Raw genomic sequence first — 15,241 nt, 5'->3', positions numbered from 1 at the left:
TGATCGCTTGCCTGTTGATATCAAACCCGAAAGACAGGATTGCCCGTGCAGGTACTCGTCCGCGACAATAACGTTGATCAGGCGCTTCGCGCTCTCAAGAAGAAGATGCAGCGCGAAGGCATTTTCCGCGAAATGAAGATGCGCGGTCACTACGAGAAGCCGTCCGAGAAGCGCGCCCGCGAAAAGGCTGAAGCCGTTCGCCGCGCCCGCAAGCTGGCCCGCAAGCGCGCCCAGCGCGAAGGCCTGCTGCCGATGACGCCGCGCCCTGTTGCTGCCGGCGCCGCTGGTGGTGCAGCTGGCGCTCCGCGTCCGCCGCGGTTCTAACGCCAATTTTTCGTCCTTTTCGAAGGATATCAGAGGTGGCGCGATGTGGAATCGCCGCCACCTTTTTGTTTTGATGTGACCGGTCCGGAGGGGGAGCCGGATCTGAACGACGCGGCTTGAAGTGAGGACAGGGCAGACATGAACGCAACGAGCGTGGAGCGCGGGACCGCATTGCGTGGTTTCGCCCTGACAGCGGCCCTGCTCTCCGGACTGGCGCTTGCCGGCTGCCAAACGGCGGGCCCGACCGGTGAATTCAACAACATCGACAAGGCGCAAGGCTCGAGCGAGAACATTTCCTCGCTGTCGGCGGTCATCCAGCGCAATCCCCAGGATCCCGAAGGCTACAATGTGCGCGGCTCGGCCTATGGCCGTGGCGGTCAGTACCAGGCGGCGCTCAAGGATTTCAATCAAGCCATCCAGCTCAATCCGAATTTCTTCCAGGCCTATTCGAATCGTGCGCTCATCCAGCGCTTCCTCGGCAACCAGGAAGCCGCGCTCGCGGACTACAACCGTTCGATCCAGATCAACTCGAACTATGACGCCGCCTATATCGGCCGCGGCAATCTCTACCGCAAGGCGGGTCGCACCCAGGACGCCTTCAACGACTTTCAGAAGGCGATCCAGCTCGATACGACCGACGCGCGCGCCTACCACAATCGAGGCCTGATCTATCAGAGCCAGGGCCAGCACAAATTCGCCATCGAGGATTTCTCGACCGCCATCTCGCTGGCGCCGGACGCCGCCGAGCCCTACAACGGCCGCGGCCTCTCCTATCTGGCGACCAATGACGAGGACAACGCCTTCTCCGATTTCAACATGGCGATCAAGCTCGACGGCAAGAACGCCGAGGCCTGGGCCAACCAGGCGCTGATCTACGAGCGGCGCGGTGACAAGGCGAAAGCCGCGAAATCCTATAAGGAAGCCGTTCGCCTCGACCCGACCTACCAGCCGGCCAAGGATGGCCTCGCCCGCGTCAGCTGATCTCGGTTTCGGCAAACGCTTCCCATACAAATCCGCGTGACATCCAAATGCCGCGGGATCCTTGGCGTGTCCGAAAAGACGCACTTCGCAACCGCGCATTAACCCCGGCAGGAGGCTTTCGGCCCCTGCCTTGATCGCGCCAAGTTTTCAGCGGAACGGTCTGGCCTCCCAAGCCGTTATCGAAAAGCAATTTGCGAAAGGACCCTCCCATGATCAAGAAACTCGCCTGCGCCGCTGCCCTCGCCACGACGATGTTCGCGGTGGCTCCAGCCAGCGCCGGCAAGCTGCAACTCGGCACGCTCGATTGCACCATCGACGGCGGCACCGCTTATATCGTCGCTTCCAACAAGGGCGTGTCCTGTGTCTTCCGGCCTCATCATCACGGGCCGTCCGAGGTTTACACAGGCGTCATCTCCAAGATCGGCCTCGATGTCGGCCAGACGCATCAGGGCCAGCTCGTTTGGGCCGTGCTGGCTGCGACCCGGGACCGTGACGGAGGCGATCTCGCCGGCAGCTATTACGGCGTCAACGCCGAGGCGAGCGTGGTGACCGGCGGCGGCGCCAATCTGCTGGTTGGCGGCTTGGACAGCGCCTTCATGCTGGAGCCGCTCAGCGTCCAGGCGCAGACCGGCGTCAACCTTGCCGTGGCCGTGACCTCGCTCCAGCTGATCCATTCATTCAAGTGATCGCATGGAGCCGTGCGCTCCATGACCCCTCACCCCGCGGCGCGGAACCAGATAGGATGGTTCCGCGCCGTTGATTTTTGAGGGGACCATCATGCTGAAGACAGCCATCGCTGCCATATTCGCTACCGTGTTTGTCGGAGCAGCGCAGGCGCAGGACCGAGGCATAGAGCTCGGTACGCTTGACTGTGCCATTGGCGGCGGCACCGGCTTCATCTTCGGCTCGAGCAAGGATCTGAGCTGCACCTTCAACCCCGCCGACAAGAGCTTCGCGTCGGAAGCCTATTTCGGCGCCGTCAACAAATACGGCCTCGACATCGGCACGACGAAGCAGACGGTCATGCAGTGGATCGTGCTGACGCCGCTGAAGAACATCTACGCGCCGGGTGCGCTGGCCGGCGACTACATCGGCGCCAGCGCCGAGGTGACGGCCGCCGTCGGCGCCGGCGCCAATCTGCTGGTCGGCGGCTCCGCTCAGGCCTTCACCTTGCAGCCGCTCAGCTTGCAGACGCAGACCGGCATGAACCTCGCGATCGGCGTCAGCCAGTTCCAGCTGCGCAGCACCGAGAACTGATCGCGCAACGAACCCGCCAATCGGAAAGGCTGCCGCGCGAACGGTCCTCAAAAAACCGCTTGAGCTCAACCCCGGTTGAGGTTTTACAAGCCTGCCCCGAACGAAACAACGCCTCGATGCGGCGCCCGATCCGGCGCTGTCGAACCGCATGGTCCTGCCGGAAAGCCGCACTGGCTTCTGGCGTCCTGCGCTGGCGTCGAGATATGCAAGACAGGGGTGGAAATGACCGAGATCAGCACAAACAAGGTCGACTGGCGCGGATTATGGGCAAGCGGCGACCTGGCGCGCTTCTGCTTCATCAGCCTCGGCATCCTGTTGCACGCCACCAACGAGACGATGGTGGCAACGGTGATGCCGGCCATGGTCGGCGAACTGGCGGGCGTGCAGCTCGTCGGCTGGTCGCTGGCGATCTACGAACTCGGTGCCATCGTTGCCGGCGCGGCCGCCGGACGGCTGGTGAGTTATGTCCCCTTGCGCACCAACATGGTGGTCGCAGCCCTGCTCTACGCAGCAGGCGCCCTGATCTGCGCCACCTCGCCTTCCATGCAACTGTTCCTCGCCGGCCGCCTGATCGAAGGACTTGGCGGCGGTGCGCTGGTGTCGCTGGCCTTCGTCTCGGTCGAACGACTGTTCTCGCGCGCCATCTGGCCGCAGCTTTTCGGCATCATGTCGGCGATCTGGGGCGTCGCCGCCTTCAGCGGACCATTGCTCGGCGCGATCATGACCGAGCTTTTGTCATGGCGCTGGGCCTTCGGCATCTTCACCCTCGGCGGCGCAGCCATGGCGCTGGCAAGTTTCATCGTGCTCGACACGCCGGAGGCGACGAGGCCGAAGGCGAGCGCAGGCGGGGCGCCGCCCTTCCCGTTCGCGGCCCTTGCCTGCCTTGCCGTTGCCGTGGTGCTGATCGCCTCGGCCGGCGTCGACATCGCCTTGCTGCGCTCTTCGCTGCTGATGGCCTTCGGCCTCATCGGCCTGCTGCTGTTCTTCACCATCGACGCGCTGAAGCCGCTTTCGCGGCTGTTCCCGGCGCGGCTGTTCTCATGGCGCACGCCGGTCGGCGCCGGCATGACCATGGTTGCCGCTTTTTCGGTGGCCACCTGTTCCTTCGGCGTCTACGGGCCGCTGCTGCTGACCAGCCTTCACGACATTCCGCTGCTGACCACCGGCTACATCATCGCCGCCGAATCGATCGCCTGGTCGATCCTGTCGATCCTGGTCGCCAACGCGCCGCCGCGGCGCGAGCGGCTGATCATCATCGGCGGCGCGGTGATGATCGCGGCCGGCATCGCCGGCTTTGCCTACACGATACCCCTGGGCTCCATCCCGCTCATCCTGATCTGTGCCCTGTTGCAAGGCGGCGGCTTCGGCATCGCCTGGCCGTTCCTGACACGCGTCATCGTCGCCTCCGCCCCGAAGAGCGAGCAGACCATCGCCTCGGCGGCGGTGCCGACCATGCAGCGCATCGGCTACGCCGTGGGTGCAGCCCTTGCCGGCATCGTCGCCAATGCCAGCGGCTTTTCGCAAGGTTTGAACCACGACGCGGCGGCGAATGTCGCGTCCTGGCTGTTTCTTGCCTTCGTCCCGCTCGGCATTGTCGGCTGTCTCGCGGCCTTGCGGGTTTCCAGGCCGCTTGGCCAGCAGCTGGAAGCTACTGGCTAGAAGCGCCCAACCCGCTCATTCGACCTCGCGCAGGCGGTAGCCGACGCCGGTCTCGGTGGTGATGTAGCGTGGCTGGTCGGGGCTCTTCTCGATCTTCTGCCTGAGCTGGCGCACATAGACCCTGAGATACTGCACGTCGGACGAGTCGCCCCAGACCTGCTTCAACAGGAAATGGTGGGTCAGCACCTTGCCGGCGTGCTGCACCAGCATGCGCAGGATGTCGTATTCCTTCGGCGACAGCTTTACCTCCTTGCCCTCGACCTTGACGATGCGCTTGACCAGATCGACGCTGAGATCGCCGGTCTGGAAAATCGGCTTCTCTCCCTGCTGCTGGAACTTGTGGCGGAGCGCCACGCGGATGCGTGCGACCAGTTCGTTCATGCCGAAGGGTTTGGTGACATAGTCGTCGGCGCCGAGCTCCAGGGCCTGGACGATACCGGCCTCGTCGGTCCGGCTGGACAGGATGACCACCGGAATGTCGAGGCCGTCGTCGCGCCATTTGCGCAGCAACTCATGGCCGCTCATGCCGGGCAGGCCAAGGTCGAGCAGGACGAGGTCCGGCTTCTCCGCCTCCATCAGCTCGATGGCCGCCCTGGCATTCGGCGCCTCGCTGATCGCGTAGCCCTGGCTGCCGAGGCCGACGCGCAGCAGCTTGCGGATCGGCGGCTCGTCATCGACGACCAGTATCCTGACGTTCGAGTTTGTCATGCCAGGTCACCCACATCGTCGGTATTCGAAGCGTCGAAGTTGGGCGGATTTGCCGGCTTGGGCATTTTGATGGTGAAGACCGCGCCCGAACCGTCGGTCCGGTTTGCCGCCGTGATCGTGCCACCCATCGCCTCTATGAAGCCGCGGCAGATCGACAGGCCGAGCCCGGTGCCGGCGCGGATCTGGTCGCGCTTGCGCACCCGGTAGAAGGTGTCGAAAATCCGTTCCAGATCGCCGGGAGGAATGCCCGGCCCTTCATCCATGATCTGCAGCAGGACGGAGCCATTGTCGGTCCAGCCCTGGACGCGGATCGTCGAGCCGGCCGGGGCATATTTCGCCGCATTGTCGAGAAGATTGAACAACGCTTGCTCGAACAGCACCGGGTCGACCTTCAACATCGGCAAATCCCTGGGGATGTCCGTCTCGATCTTGTGCTCGCCGATGATTTTCCTGGCCCTTTGCAGGGCGGAGCCGACGATGTCGCCGACATAGTGAAAGGCGCAGTTCGGCTCCATCGCGCCGGACTCGATCTTGGTCATGTCGAGCAGATTGGCGATGAAGCGGTTCAACCGCTCGGATTCGTCGAGCACCGTCGACAGCAGTTCGGCCCGATCCGGTTCGGGAAGTGCTGCTGAAAAATCCCGCAGCGTGCCGGCGGCGCCCATGATGGCGGCGAGCGGCGTCTTCAGATCATGGGAAATGGAGGTGAGCAGCGCCGAGCGCAGCCTGTCCGCCTCGGCGGCGAGCTTGGCCCGGTCGACGTCGGCGACCAGTTGGATACGCTCGATGGCGACTGCCGCCTGGTCGGCCAGTGCGTCGAGAAGCCGCTGCTGCTCGGGCGTCAGCAGCGGTCCCTGCTTGTCGTTGTCGAGGCCGACGACGCCGATGGCCGTGCGCCCGGTCCGCAAGGGCAGATAGAGGCGCTTGGCACCCGGAAGCGTGTCGGCGCCGCGACCTGCGGCACGATTGTGCTCCCAGGCCCAGCGGGCGGCGGCGATGTCGGCTTCGGCCAGCGTGTCATCAGGCGGATAGCCGGCCTTGACGGTGATCGTCCCGTCTTCCGGCAAAAGCAGCACCACGCGCAGCTTCAGCATCGAGGCGATCTGGAAGGCGGTGGCCCAGAGGACGTCGTCCAGCGTCCCGGCGCCGGCGAGCTTCTTCGAAAAGAGGTAGATATCCTCCGTCGCCCGCGCCCGCGAGCGGGCGGCGACCGCCTGGCGCTGCACGCGCGCCGTCAGATTGCTGGCAATGACCGCAACGACGAGAAAGACGCCAAGCGCGACGATGCTCTCCGGATCCCTGATCGTCAGCGTATAGCGCGGCTCCAGGAAGAAATAATTGAAAGCAAGGGCGCTGACGAAACAAGCATACAGAGCCGGCCACAGGCCGCCGGTCACCGCCGATGCCAGCACCCCGATGAGCAGAATGATCGCCAGATTGCGAACGTCGAGAAACTGATCGAGAAGGACGGCGAAGGCGAGCGAGCCGATGACAAAGGCCGTCGCCTTGAGATAGGGCCAGATTTCGAACTGCCACTGCTCGTCGGCCGCCTTGACGCTCCGCGACGCCGCCTCGGTGCCGCGTTCGCTTCCCGAAATGACATGGACGCTGATATCGCCGGCATTGCGGATGAGATCGTAGGTGAGCGAGCCTTCGATCAATTCGCGCCAGCGCGACCGGGTCGGCCTGCCGACGACGATATGGGTAAAATTGTTCGCCGTCGCATAACGCACGATGTCCTGCGCCACATTCTGACCCGGAATGGTCGTCACCTCGGCGCCAAGCTGCTGGGCAAGGCGCAGGTTCGTCGCCAGCCGGTCCTTGTCATTCTCGGGCATGCTGGCCGAGCGCGTGCTGTCGACGTGCAGCGCCGTCCAAGGAGCACGCAGCCGGTCGGCCAGCCTGCGCGCATAGCGCACGCGGGCCGCTCCTCCAGGTCGCGCGTCGAGGCAGACGAGGACCCTTTCGCCTGCCGCCCACGGTCCTGGAATGGCGTGCGCCTGCATATGGATGAGCAACTGGTCGTCGACACGCTGCGCGGTGCGGCGCAGCGCCAGTTCCCTGAGCGCCGTCAGATTGCCCGGCGAGAAATAGTTCTCGATCGCGCGCTGCGCGGTGTTGGGGAAATAGACCTTGCCTTCCTCGAGCCGCTTGATCAGGTCGTCGGGGGTGAGATCGATGATCTCGACATCGTCGGCCTGGTCGATGATGGAATCGGGAACCGTCTCGCGAACCCTGACCTTGGTGATCTGGGCGACGACGTCGTTCAGGCTTTCGACATGCTGGATGTTAAGCGTCGTATAGACGTCGATGCCGTGCGTCAGGATCTCCTGGACGTCGAGGTAGCGCTTGGGGTGGCGGCTGCCGGGCGCGTTGGTGTGGGCGAGCTCGTCGACAAGAACCAGCGCCGGGCGCCGGGCGAGGATGGCGTCGATATCCATCTCGTCGAGGATACGCCCCTTGTAGTCGACCTTGCGGCGGGGAATGACCTCATAGCCCTCGACCAGGGCCGTTGTTTCCTTGCGGCCATGCGTCTCGACGACGCCGATCACCACATCCACGCCGTCGGCCAGCCTGGCGCGGCCCGACATCAGCATCTCATAGGTTTTGCCGACGCCCGGTGCCGCGCCGAGGAAAATTCTCAGGCGGCCGCGACCCTCCCGCTCGGCATGGTCAAGCAGTGCGTCGGGCGAGGGTCTGGTGTCGCTGCTTCTGTCGTCAGGCATCGGGATCGATCATGGATGGCGCCGGGGGTACTGTCGATCCCCGGCCGCCGCCATTCACTCTTTCGCTACGTCCAGCGCAAGGTTGAGGCCAAGCACATTGACCACAGGCTCGCCCATGAAGCCGAGTTCCCTGCCCTCGACTTGGGCATCGACAAGCGCCTTGACCCTGGCTTCCTCGATGCCCCTGGCCTTGGCCACCCGAGCGACCTGGAAGTAGGCGGCTTCCGGGCTGATGTCGGGATCGAGGCCACTGCCGGACGTCGTCACCAGATCCATCGGAACAGGCTGGTTCGGGTTTTCCGCTTTCAACTTCTCGGCGTCGCCCTTGATGCGGTCGATCAGCTTGGGACTGGTCGGGCCGAGATTGCTGCCGCTCGAGGAGGCTGCATTGTAGCCGTCGCCGGCAGCCGAAGGGCGGCCGTGGAAATACTTGTCGCTGGCAAACCCCTGGCCGATCGATTCGGAGCCGATGATCTTGCCGTCCCTCTCGACCAGGCTGCCATTGGCCTGCCGCGGAAACAGCGCCTGGGCGATGCCGGTCATGCCCAGGGGATAGATCAGGCCGGTCAGGACCGTGAAGAAGACGATCATGATGATCGCGGGTCTTATCTGGGTGAGCATGGAGATGTTCCTCAAAGCAATTCCAGGAAAAGTGTGAAGCGGTTTTCCCTAGGGAATTGCGTTAAAACAAAGAGTTAAGCGAGGCCAAGCGTGGTGACGATCATGTCGATCGCCTTGATGCCGACGAAAGGCACGATGAGGCCGCCGAGGCCGTAGACGAGAAGATTGCGGCTGAGCAGCGCGCCGGCGCCGATGGCCCGATATTTGACGCCCTTCAGCGACAGCGGGATCAGCGCGATGATGATCAGCGCGTTGAAGATGATGGCCGACAGGATGGCACTCTGCGGCGTCGCCAGATGCATGACGTTGAGTGCCTGCAGCGGACCGGTCGTCTGTCCCGGTGCGACGTAGAAGACGGCGAACATCGCCGGGATGATGGCGAAATATTTGGCGACGTCGTTGGCGATCGAGAAGGTCGTCAGCGAACCCCGCGTCATCAAGAGCGCCTTGCCGATCTCGACGATCTCGATGAGCTTGGTCGGATCGCTGTCGAGATCGATCATGTTGCCGGCCTCGCGGGCGGCGACCGTGCCGGTGTTCATGGCGACACCGACATCGGCTTGCGCGAGGGCCGGCGCATCGTTGGTGCCGTCGCCGCACATGGCAACCAGCTTGCCCTTGGCCTGTTCGTCGCGGATCAGCTTCAGCTTGTCCTCCGGTGTGGCCTGGGCGAGGAAGTCGTCGACGCCGGCTTCCGCGGCGATCGCCGCCGCCGTCATCGGGTTGTCGCCGGTGATCATCACCGTGCGGATGCCCATGCGGCGCAGTTCGGTGAAGCGCTCCCTGATGCCGCCCTTGACGATGTCCTTGAGGTGGATGACGCCGAGCAGGCGGCCGTCGCGTTCGACCGCCAGCGGCGTGCCGCCGGACTTGGCGATCTCGTCGGCGATGGCCTGGAGATCCCTGACGGTATCGCTGCCGGGCCGCGTGGCATGGGCTGCGACCGTCGATTGGTTGACATGGGCAAGCACGGAATCCACGGCGCCCTTGCGCACCGACGAACCATCGATGTCGACGCCGCTCATACGGGTCTGTGCTGTGAAGGGCACGAAGGTGGCGTGCAGCGTTGCCATGTCGCGGGCGCGGATGGCGTATTTCTCCTTGGCCAGCACGACGATGGAACGGCCTTCCGGCGTTTCGTCGGCGAGCGAGGCAAGCTGGGCCGCGTCGGCCAGTTCCTGTTCGGTGACGCCCTTGACCGGGCGGAACTGCGTCGCCTGGCGGTTGCCGAGCGTGATCGTGCCGGTCTTGTCGAGCAGCAGCGTGTCGACGTCGCCTGCGGCTTCCACGGCGCGACCCGACATGGCCAGCACGTTGAATCGCACCAGACGGTCCATGCCCGCGATGCCGATGGCCGAAAGCAGCGCCCCGATCGTGGTCGGGATCAAGGTGACGAACAGCGCCACCAGAACGGTCACCGAAATATAGCCGCCCGAATAGGAAGCAAAACTCGGGATCGTCGCGGTCGCCAGCACGAAGATCAGCGTCATGCCGACGAGCAGGATGTTGAGCGCGATCTCGTTCGGCGTCTTCTGGCGCTCCGCACCTTCGACCAGCGAGATCATGCGGTCGAGGAAGGTGTGGCCGGAAGCCGCCGTGATGCGCACGCGAACCCAGTCGGACAGCACCTGCGTGCCGCCGGTGACCGCCGAACGATCGCCGCCGGATTCGCGGATCACCGGCGCGGATTCGCCCGTGATCGCGGCCTCGTTGACCGAAGCGACGCCTTCGATCACTTCGCCGTCGGACGGGATGATGTCGCCGGCCTCGACCAGCACGGCATCGCCGACCTTGAGGCTGGTGCCGGGCACAAGTTTGTATTTGGTGCGGTCTTCACCGGTCAAAAGCTTGGCCTTGGTCTCGGTGCGTGCCTTGCGCAGCGAATCCGCCTGCGCCTTGCCGCGGCCTTCTGCGACCGCTTCGGCGAAGTTGGCGAACAGCACGGTGAACCAAAGCCAGATGATGATCTGCAGCGTGAAGCCGAGATTGCCGCCGCCGGAGACCAGGTCCTTGACGAACAGCACCGTGGTGAGCGCCGAGACGACGGCAACGACGAACATCACCGGGTTCCTGGCCAGCGTGCGCGGGTCGAGTTTGCGGAAGGCGCCGCCGATGGCGGGAACCAGGATGCTGGCATCCATGATGCTGGCTGATTTCGAGTTGCTCATTTTGAAGCTCCGGCTTCGGTGTTGTTGGACGGCACCGGATGATCGGATGCCGAAAAGAGATGGGGCGGCCCGTAGGCCAGCAGCCAGAGGACGAGCATGACTGCCGCAAGGCCGAGAAACGTCGACAGGGTCGGGAAAGGAGGAGGTCCCTCCTCCTTTCCGTGATCGTCCCTGTGGGCGACCTTGCGGCGCATGGCATTGAACCACGACATGGCGGCCTCAGAAGGTCTGCCCGTGAGCCATCGCCAGGTGCTCGATGATCGGCCCGACGGCGAGCGCGGGAAAGAAGGTGAGGCCACCGACGATCAGGATGACACCGACCAGCAGCCCGACGAACAGCGGGCCATCGGTCGGGAAGGTGCCGGCGGAGGCCGGAACCGTTTTCTTCGCCACCAGCGAGCCGGCAATGGCCAGCGCCGGGATGATGACCAGGAAGCGGCCCATCAGCATGCCGATGCCGATGGTGATGTTGTACCAGGGCGTGTTGCCGCTGAGGCCGCCAAAGGCCGAACCGTTGTTGGCCGCCGCCGACGTGTAGGCATAGAGGACCTCGGAGAAGCCATGCGGGCCGGCATTGCCCATCGACGCCACGCCGGTCGGCAGCACGACGGCGATGGCCGTGAAGATCAGCATCGCCAGCGGCAGGCACAGTATGGCCAGCATCGCCATCTTGACCTCCTTGGCCTCGATCTTCTTGCCGAGATATTCGGGCGTGCGACCGACCATCAGGCCGGCGACGAAGACGGCGACGACGATGTACATCAGGATGCCGTAGAGGCCCGCGCCGACACCGCCGACGATGACTTCGCCAAGCTGCATGTTGATGATCGGGATCATGCCGCCGAGCGCCGTGAACGAGCCGTGCATGGCGTTGACGGCGCCGCAGGAAGCGGCCGTGGTGATGACGGCAAACAGCGCCGACAAGGCGATGCCGAAACGTGTCTCCTTGCCCTCCATGTTGCCGCCGTCGATGCCCAGCGCATGCACCAGCGGGTTGCCGGCGGCTTCCGCCCAGTAGCAGATGGCGACACCGGCGATGAACATGACGCCCATGGCCGAGAGGATCGCCCAGCCCTGGCGCTGGTTGCCGATCATGCGGCCGAAGACATTGGTCAAGGCGGCGCCGATGGCGAAGATCGACACCATCTGGATCAGGTTGGAGATCGCGTCGGGGTTCTCGAACGGGTGCGCGGCATTGGCGTTGAAGAAGCCGCCGCCATTGGTGCCGAGCATCTTGATGGCCACCTGCGAAGCGACCGGGCCGACGGCGATGGTCTGCTGCGCGCCTTCGAGCGTCGTGGCGTTGACATAGGCGCCCAGCGTCTGCGGCATGCCGAGCCAGACATAGGCCAGCGTCAGCACGACGCAGAACGGCAGCAGCAGATAGAGTGTGGAGCGGGTCATATCGACCCAGAAATTGCCGATCGACTTGCCCGAAGCCCGGGCAAAGCCGCGGATCAGCGCGATGGCGATGGCAATGCCCGTGGCCGCCGAAACGAAGTTCTGCACCGTCAGCCCGGCCATCTGCACGAGATAGGACATCGTGCTCTCGCCACCATAGTTCTGCCAGTTGGTGTTGGTCATGAAGCTGGCGGCGGTGTTGAAGGCGAGCCCTGGTTCAACCGCTGTCATGCCGGCCGGGTTGTAGGGCAGGCTGCCCTGCAGGCGCTGCAGGGCGTAGAGCACCAGGAAGCCGGCAAGGTTGAAGAGCAGCAGGGCGACCGCATAGGTGGTCCAGTGCTGTTCCTCGCGTTCGCTGGTTCCGCAAACACGGTACAGCCCGCGCTCGAGCGGGCCAAAGACGGGCGAGAGCAGCGTCCGGTCGCCGTTGAAGACGCGGTGCATGTAGCCGCCGAGCGGCTTCACCAGCAATATGACGATCCCGCAATAGACCAGGATCTGTATCCAACCGTTCAGTGTCATGGCTGTGGCTTTCCGTGCCTTCAGAAGCGTTCTGGACGAACGAGGGCGTATGTCAGGTAGGCGAGCAGGAACAGCGTAACGCCGCCACCAAGAATATAGTCGACGATCATTTTTTCAGCCTCGCTCTAGAGCGCGTCGCAAGCTTTGATGTAGGCGAAACAAAGGGTGAAGAACAAAATTCCGATCACGATAACGGCTATATCCATTGTGTTTATTCCTGTTGTTCTTTTGTACTTTGCGAATTTGACAGGGGATTTCGCAATATATCGGAAGTGGCCCGTCGCATCTTTGACGACGGAACCGGCTGTGTTTTCTGAGGGGAATATGGACCCGATCGCCATAAAGGTTCGAGACGGGGCGCAGTGGAAAGAAATAGGAATTTCATAAAGATTTTAGCGCGGGCTCTTCCCGACACGCAGGGATTGTCGCGCAAGACACGCGGCCAGCCACAGGATTGCGATTTCCTTGCGAACTGCCGGAAACGGGAAAGCCCGGCTGGGGCCAGCCGGGCCTTCTATGGTGGTGTGGCTTTAGCCGCCACGGAGGGTATCGATCTTCAGGCGGCGTAGCCGCCATAGCCACGCGCAACGGCGTGCACGCCCGCCACCGGCTCGAGGTCCGGCCACAGGATACAAGAAGCTTGCGCAAACTGGACGAGCGCGTGGCGGGCCTGCTCGATGGTCACGTAGCCTGGGATGGCGAGTTCACATGCTTCCACCGCGTTGCGGTAGAGCGGGCCGCGGCGGGAGGTCGTCCAATTGGTGAGGAAGTCGTGCATTTCGGCCAGCGACGCAATCTCGCGTTTGAAGCCAAGGCCGACCGAGAGTGCGACCGGGGAATGAAACAGCTTGTCGTGCATGAAGCGGGCTCCTGGTTTTTTTGCGCGCTTGGAGAGATATCCGGCGGGTCCGCGAACGGGACGCCCTGAAACGCGCAATGAGGCCGGAGGTTCCAGACTTGGGTCTTGGCGGTTTTTGATTGTGCCTGGTCGGCGAAATTATCAATTTCGCAGCGCAACGATCATGTGCCGGACGCTCAACGGCTCCGCTTCCACTTGGCGACGGCAGGCTCTCCAAAATCCCGAAGGAGCCATCGAGATCGCTTGCCGCCCTGAGGCTCACGCCTTCTTCACGAACTCGGTCTTGAGCACCAGGCCTTTCACTTGCTTGGTGTTGCATTCGATCTCGCCGGGATTGCCGTTCAGGCGGATAGCCTTCACCAACGTGCCGCGCTTGATCGTTTCCGAAGTGCCTTTGACTTTGAGGTCCTTGATCAGCGTGACGGAATCGCCGTCATTCAATTGAGCGCCATTGCTGTCGCGCACGATTACATCGTTCGGCATGCCATCTCCTGTGATTGGCAGGTTTTTAGGGCAGAGCGCGGCGGGATGTTTACCGCCCTGCTTCGCGCAAAGGCTCGGGCTTGTCCTGCGAAGCTCGTAGAGCGAAGCAGGATGGCGGAGAGAGCGGGATTCGAACCCGCGTTACGGTCTCCCGTAAACACACTTTCCAGGCGTGCGCCTTCAACCACTCGGCCACCTCTCCGTCCATGCATGTCGCGTCGGCCGGTTTTGCCGCGCGGGTTGGGGAGATGCACCTCCCTTGGGGCAAGACGGAACTTTCGCCATCGGCGTCGCCAACCAGCAAACGCCTTCCCCTGCACCTGAGCCGTCGAAGCAACAGGCGCGGGGCTCATCTAGTCGATCCGACGGCGAATGCCAAGCCATAACGGCAGTCTATTCGCTTTGCCGGCCACACAGTCTTTCACGAGGCCGCCGGCATGCCCGTTTTTGCGGGCGCCGCCGCTGCAATGGTGTGCACAGGCAGGACCGCAGGGACGGCCGCCCTTGACTTCCCCCGGAGTTGCCTGTCGGGTGCCGAGGCTTTGCGGGGGCATTGTGCGGAGATGACATCGAGCAATGGACAGACGCCAGTCAGGCGGCCGGACAGCGGGCTGTCCTTCGTGCCGGTGGGCTGGCTTGTCTTCGTCATGGCGTGGTCGGTCTACGGCCTGATCTCCGTCTGGCCCGCGGTCGGCGCCACCGGCCTGCCAGACAGCGTGCTTTACCTTATCTATGGCGGGCTCGTCGTCGACATCGTCACCATCCTGTGGGGGCTTTACCTGCTCGGCCTCGCCTTCGGCCGCTCGGCCCGCTTCCCGCGCCAGTTCACGATCTGGCAGATTGCCATAATCGTCGGGCTGCTGGTCATCCATGCCTATGCCCCTACGGTGCCGGGATTCGTCTTCTCGGGCCAGGCGCTTGTCATCACCGGCGCCGAAATCGCCATCGGTGCGCTCTGCATCTATCTGCTGCGCCATGGATCCGAAGCCGATGCCGTTTATGTCAATCCGAAAACCGAGAGCCCATCGGCCTTCGTCTCGGTCATCGCCGCGCTGCTCGGCATCGTCCTGGGCGCGGTCATCGGCGCCGTGGGCGGATTCGCCATCGGCTCGGTGATCGCCGATGCCACCGAGATGAGCTGTTTCGAGGGCGCCTGCGGCTATTTCGCCGTGTTCACCGGCCTGGCCGGTCTGGTGATCGGCGCCATCGGCGGCGGCGTTTTTGCTGTCTGGCGTGTCCACCGGCACAAAAGGAAGCCGGCCGCATAATTCGCGCGGGCAACAAATCCGGGTTCACACGGTCTTTGGAGACTTCGCCGGCGCGTCGGCTTGCGAGCACCAAACGCAAAAACCCGCCTGTGCGGCGGGTCCTCGGCGCAAGTCAACGCCATACCGAAATTATTAGCATAGCTGCCCTCACATGTCAATGAAAAGCGACCCGACTGACTGTCGTCCGGCCCTCCGTTGACCTGAGTTTGGAGTCTGCAAATTCGCGTATGGCGATTGCGATCCAGCCATGCGCATTCTATTTCT

At 63.6% G+C, this 15,241-nt stretch carries 15 protein-coding genes and 1 tRNA gene; 6 read left to right on the top strand and 10 right to left on the bottom strand.

Going from position 1 to position 15,241, the window contains the following annotated elements; genetic code table 11:
- The first annotated feature begins 45 nt into the window (after positions 1 to 45).
- The 5 genes from rpsU to LB519_RS23970 all read left to right on the top strand — a co-directional run bounded on the left by rpsU (position 46) and on the right by LB519_RS23970 (position 4,221).
- Positions 46 to 324 (top strand): 30S ribosomal protein S21, encoded by a 279-nt coding sequence (gene rpsU, locus LB519_RS23990; RefSeq protein WP_013529653.1) that lies wholly within the window; start codon positions 46 to 48, stop codon positions 322 to 324.
- Between the two features lie 138 nt (positions 325 to 462).
- Positions 463 to 1,305 (top strand): tetratricopeptide repeat protein, encoded by an 843-nt coding sequence (locus LB519_RS23985; RefSeq protein WP_013529652.1) that lies wholly within the window; start codon positions 463 to 465, stop codon positions 1,303 to 1,305.
- Positions 1,306 to 1,514: 209 nt separating this feature from the next.
- Entirely contained in the window at positions 1,515 to 1,991 is a 477-nt protein-coding gene (locus LB519_RS23980; protein WP_024502781.1) for a DUF992 domain-containing protein, read from the top strand.
- 91 nt (positions 1,992 to 2,082) lie between these two features.
- Positions 2,083 to 2,562: a DUF992 domain-containing protein gene (locus tag LB519_RS23975; protein ID WP_224621342.1), complete on the top strand. Its 480-nt coding sequence runs from the start codon at positions 2,083 to 2,085 to the stop codon at positions 2,560 to 2,562.
- A 222-nt stretch (positions 2,563 to 2,784) separates the two neighbouring features.
- A complete protein-coding gene (locus LB519_RS23970; protein WP_224621341.1) occupies positions 2,785 to 4,221 on the top strand; it encodes an MFS transporter in 1,437 nt (478 codons plus the stop codon).
- A 15-nt stretch (positions 4,222 to 4,236) separates the two neighbouring features.
- Here the strand turns inward: LB519_RS23970 and LB519_RS23965 are convergent, their stop codons facing one another.
- The 10 genes from LB519_RS23965 to LB519_RS23920 form a co-directional block, all read right to left on the bottom strand.
- Complete coding sequence (locus tag LB519_RS23965; RefSeq protein ID WP_224621340.1) at positions 4,237 to 4,929, bottom strand: response regulator transcription factor; 693 nt, start codon at positions 4,927 to 4,929, stop codon at positions 4,237 to 4,239.
- Positions 4,926 to 7,655, bottom strand: a complete 2,730-nt coding sequence (locus LB519_RS23960; RefSeq protein WP_224621339.1) for a sensor histidine kinase — start codon at positions 7,653 to 7,655, stop codon at positions 4,926 to 4,928. Before LB519_RS23960 ends, LB519_RS23965 begins: the two co-directional genes overlap by 4 nt.
- A gap of 54 nt (positions 7,656 to 7,709) precedes the next feature.
- Positions 7,710 to 8,276, bottom strand: coding sequence for a potassium-transporting ATPase subunit KdpC (gene kdpC / locus LB519_RS23955; RefSeq protein ID WP_063168981.1), 567 nt, complete (start codon positions 8,274 to 8,276; stop codon positions 7,710 to 7,712).
- Between the two features lie 74 nt (positions 8,277 to 8,350).
- The gene (gene kdpB / locus LB519_RS23950; RefSeq protein WP_127365907.1) at positions 8,351 to 10,444 is read right to left on the bottom strand and encodes a potassium-transporting ATPase subunit KdpB; all 2,094 of its coding nucleotides are present in this window, start codon (positions 10,442 to 10,444) and stop codon (positions 8,351 to 8,353) included.
- Positions 10,441 to 10,638, bottom strand: a complete 198-nt coding sequence (locus tag LB519_RS23945; protein WP_224621338.1) for a hypothetical protein — start codon at positions 10,636 to 10,638, stop codon at positions 10,441 to 10,443. The genes kdpB and LB519_RS23945 overlap by 4 nt, the downstream gene beginning before the upstream one ends.
- A gap of 25 nt (positions 10,639 to 10,663) precedes the next feature.
- The gene (gene kdpA / locus LB519_RS23940; RefSeq protein WP_024502786.1) at positions 10,664 to 12,367 is read right to left on the bottom strand and encodes a potassium-transporting ATPase subunit KdpA; all 1,704 of its coding nucleotides are present in this window, start codon (positions 12,365 to 12,367) and stop codon (positions 10,664 to 10,666) included.
- Positions 12,368 to 12,387: 20 nt separating this feature from the next.
- A complete protein-coding gene (locus tag LB519_RS23935) occupies positions 12,388 to 12,477 on the bottom strand; it encodes a K(+)-transporting ATPase subunit F (protein ID WP_032808122.1) in 90 nt (29 codons plus the stop codon).
- A 446-nt stretch (positions 12,478 to 12,923) separates the two neighbouring features.
- On the bottom strand, positions 12,924 to 13,226 hold the full coding sequence (locus tag LB519_RS23930; RefSeq protein WP_013529642.1) for a DUF982 domain-containing protein: 303 nt from the start codon (positions 13,224 to 13,226) through the stop codon (positions 12,924 to 12,926).
- A gap of 258 nt (positions 13,227 to 13,484) precedes the next feature.
- A complete protein-coding gene (locus LB519_RS23925) occupies positions 13,485 to 13,709 on the bottom strand; it encodes an alkylphosphonate utilization protein (RefSeq protein WP_013529641.1) in 225 nt (74 codons plus the stop codon).
- 112 nt (positions 13,710 to 13,821) lie between these two features.
- A tRNA-Ser gene (locus LB519_RS23920) sits at positions 13,822 to 13,911 on the bottom strand.
- Between the two features lie 361 nt (positions 13,912 to 14,272).
- Between LB519_RS23920 and LB519_RS23915 the strand changes: the two genes are divergently transcribed.
- Positions 14,273 to 14,977, top strand: a complete 705-nt coding sequence (locus tag LB519_RS23915) for a hypothetical protein (protein WP_164919868.1) — start codon at positions 14,273 to 14,275, stop codon at positions 14,975 to 14,977.
- The last annotated feature ends 264 nt before the right edge of the window (positions 14,978 to 15,241 follow it).

The sequence above is a fragment of the Mesorhizobium sp. AD1-1 genome (genome assembly GCF_020164655.1).
Lineage (GTDB): Bacteria > Pseudomonadota > Alphaproteobacteria > Rhizobiales > Rhizobiaceae > Mesorhizobium > Mesorhizobium ciceri.
Note: the sequence above shows the minus strand (reverse complement) of the source record. Positions and strands in the feature narration are given on the sequence as shown.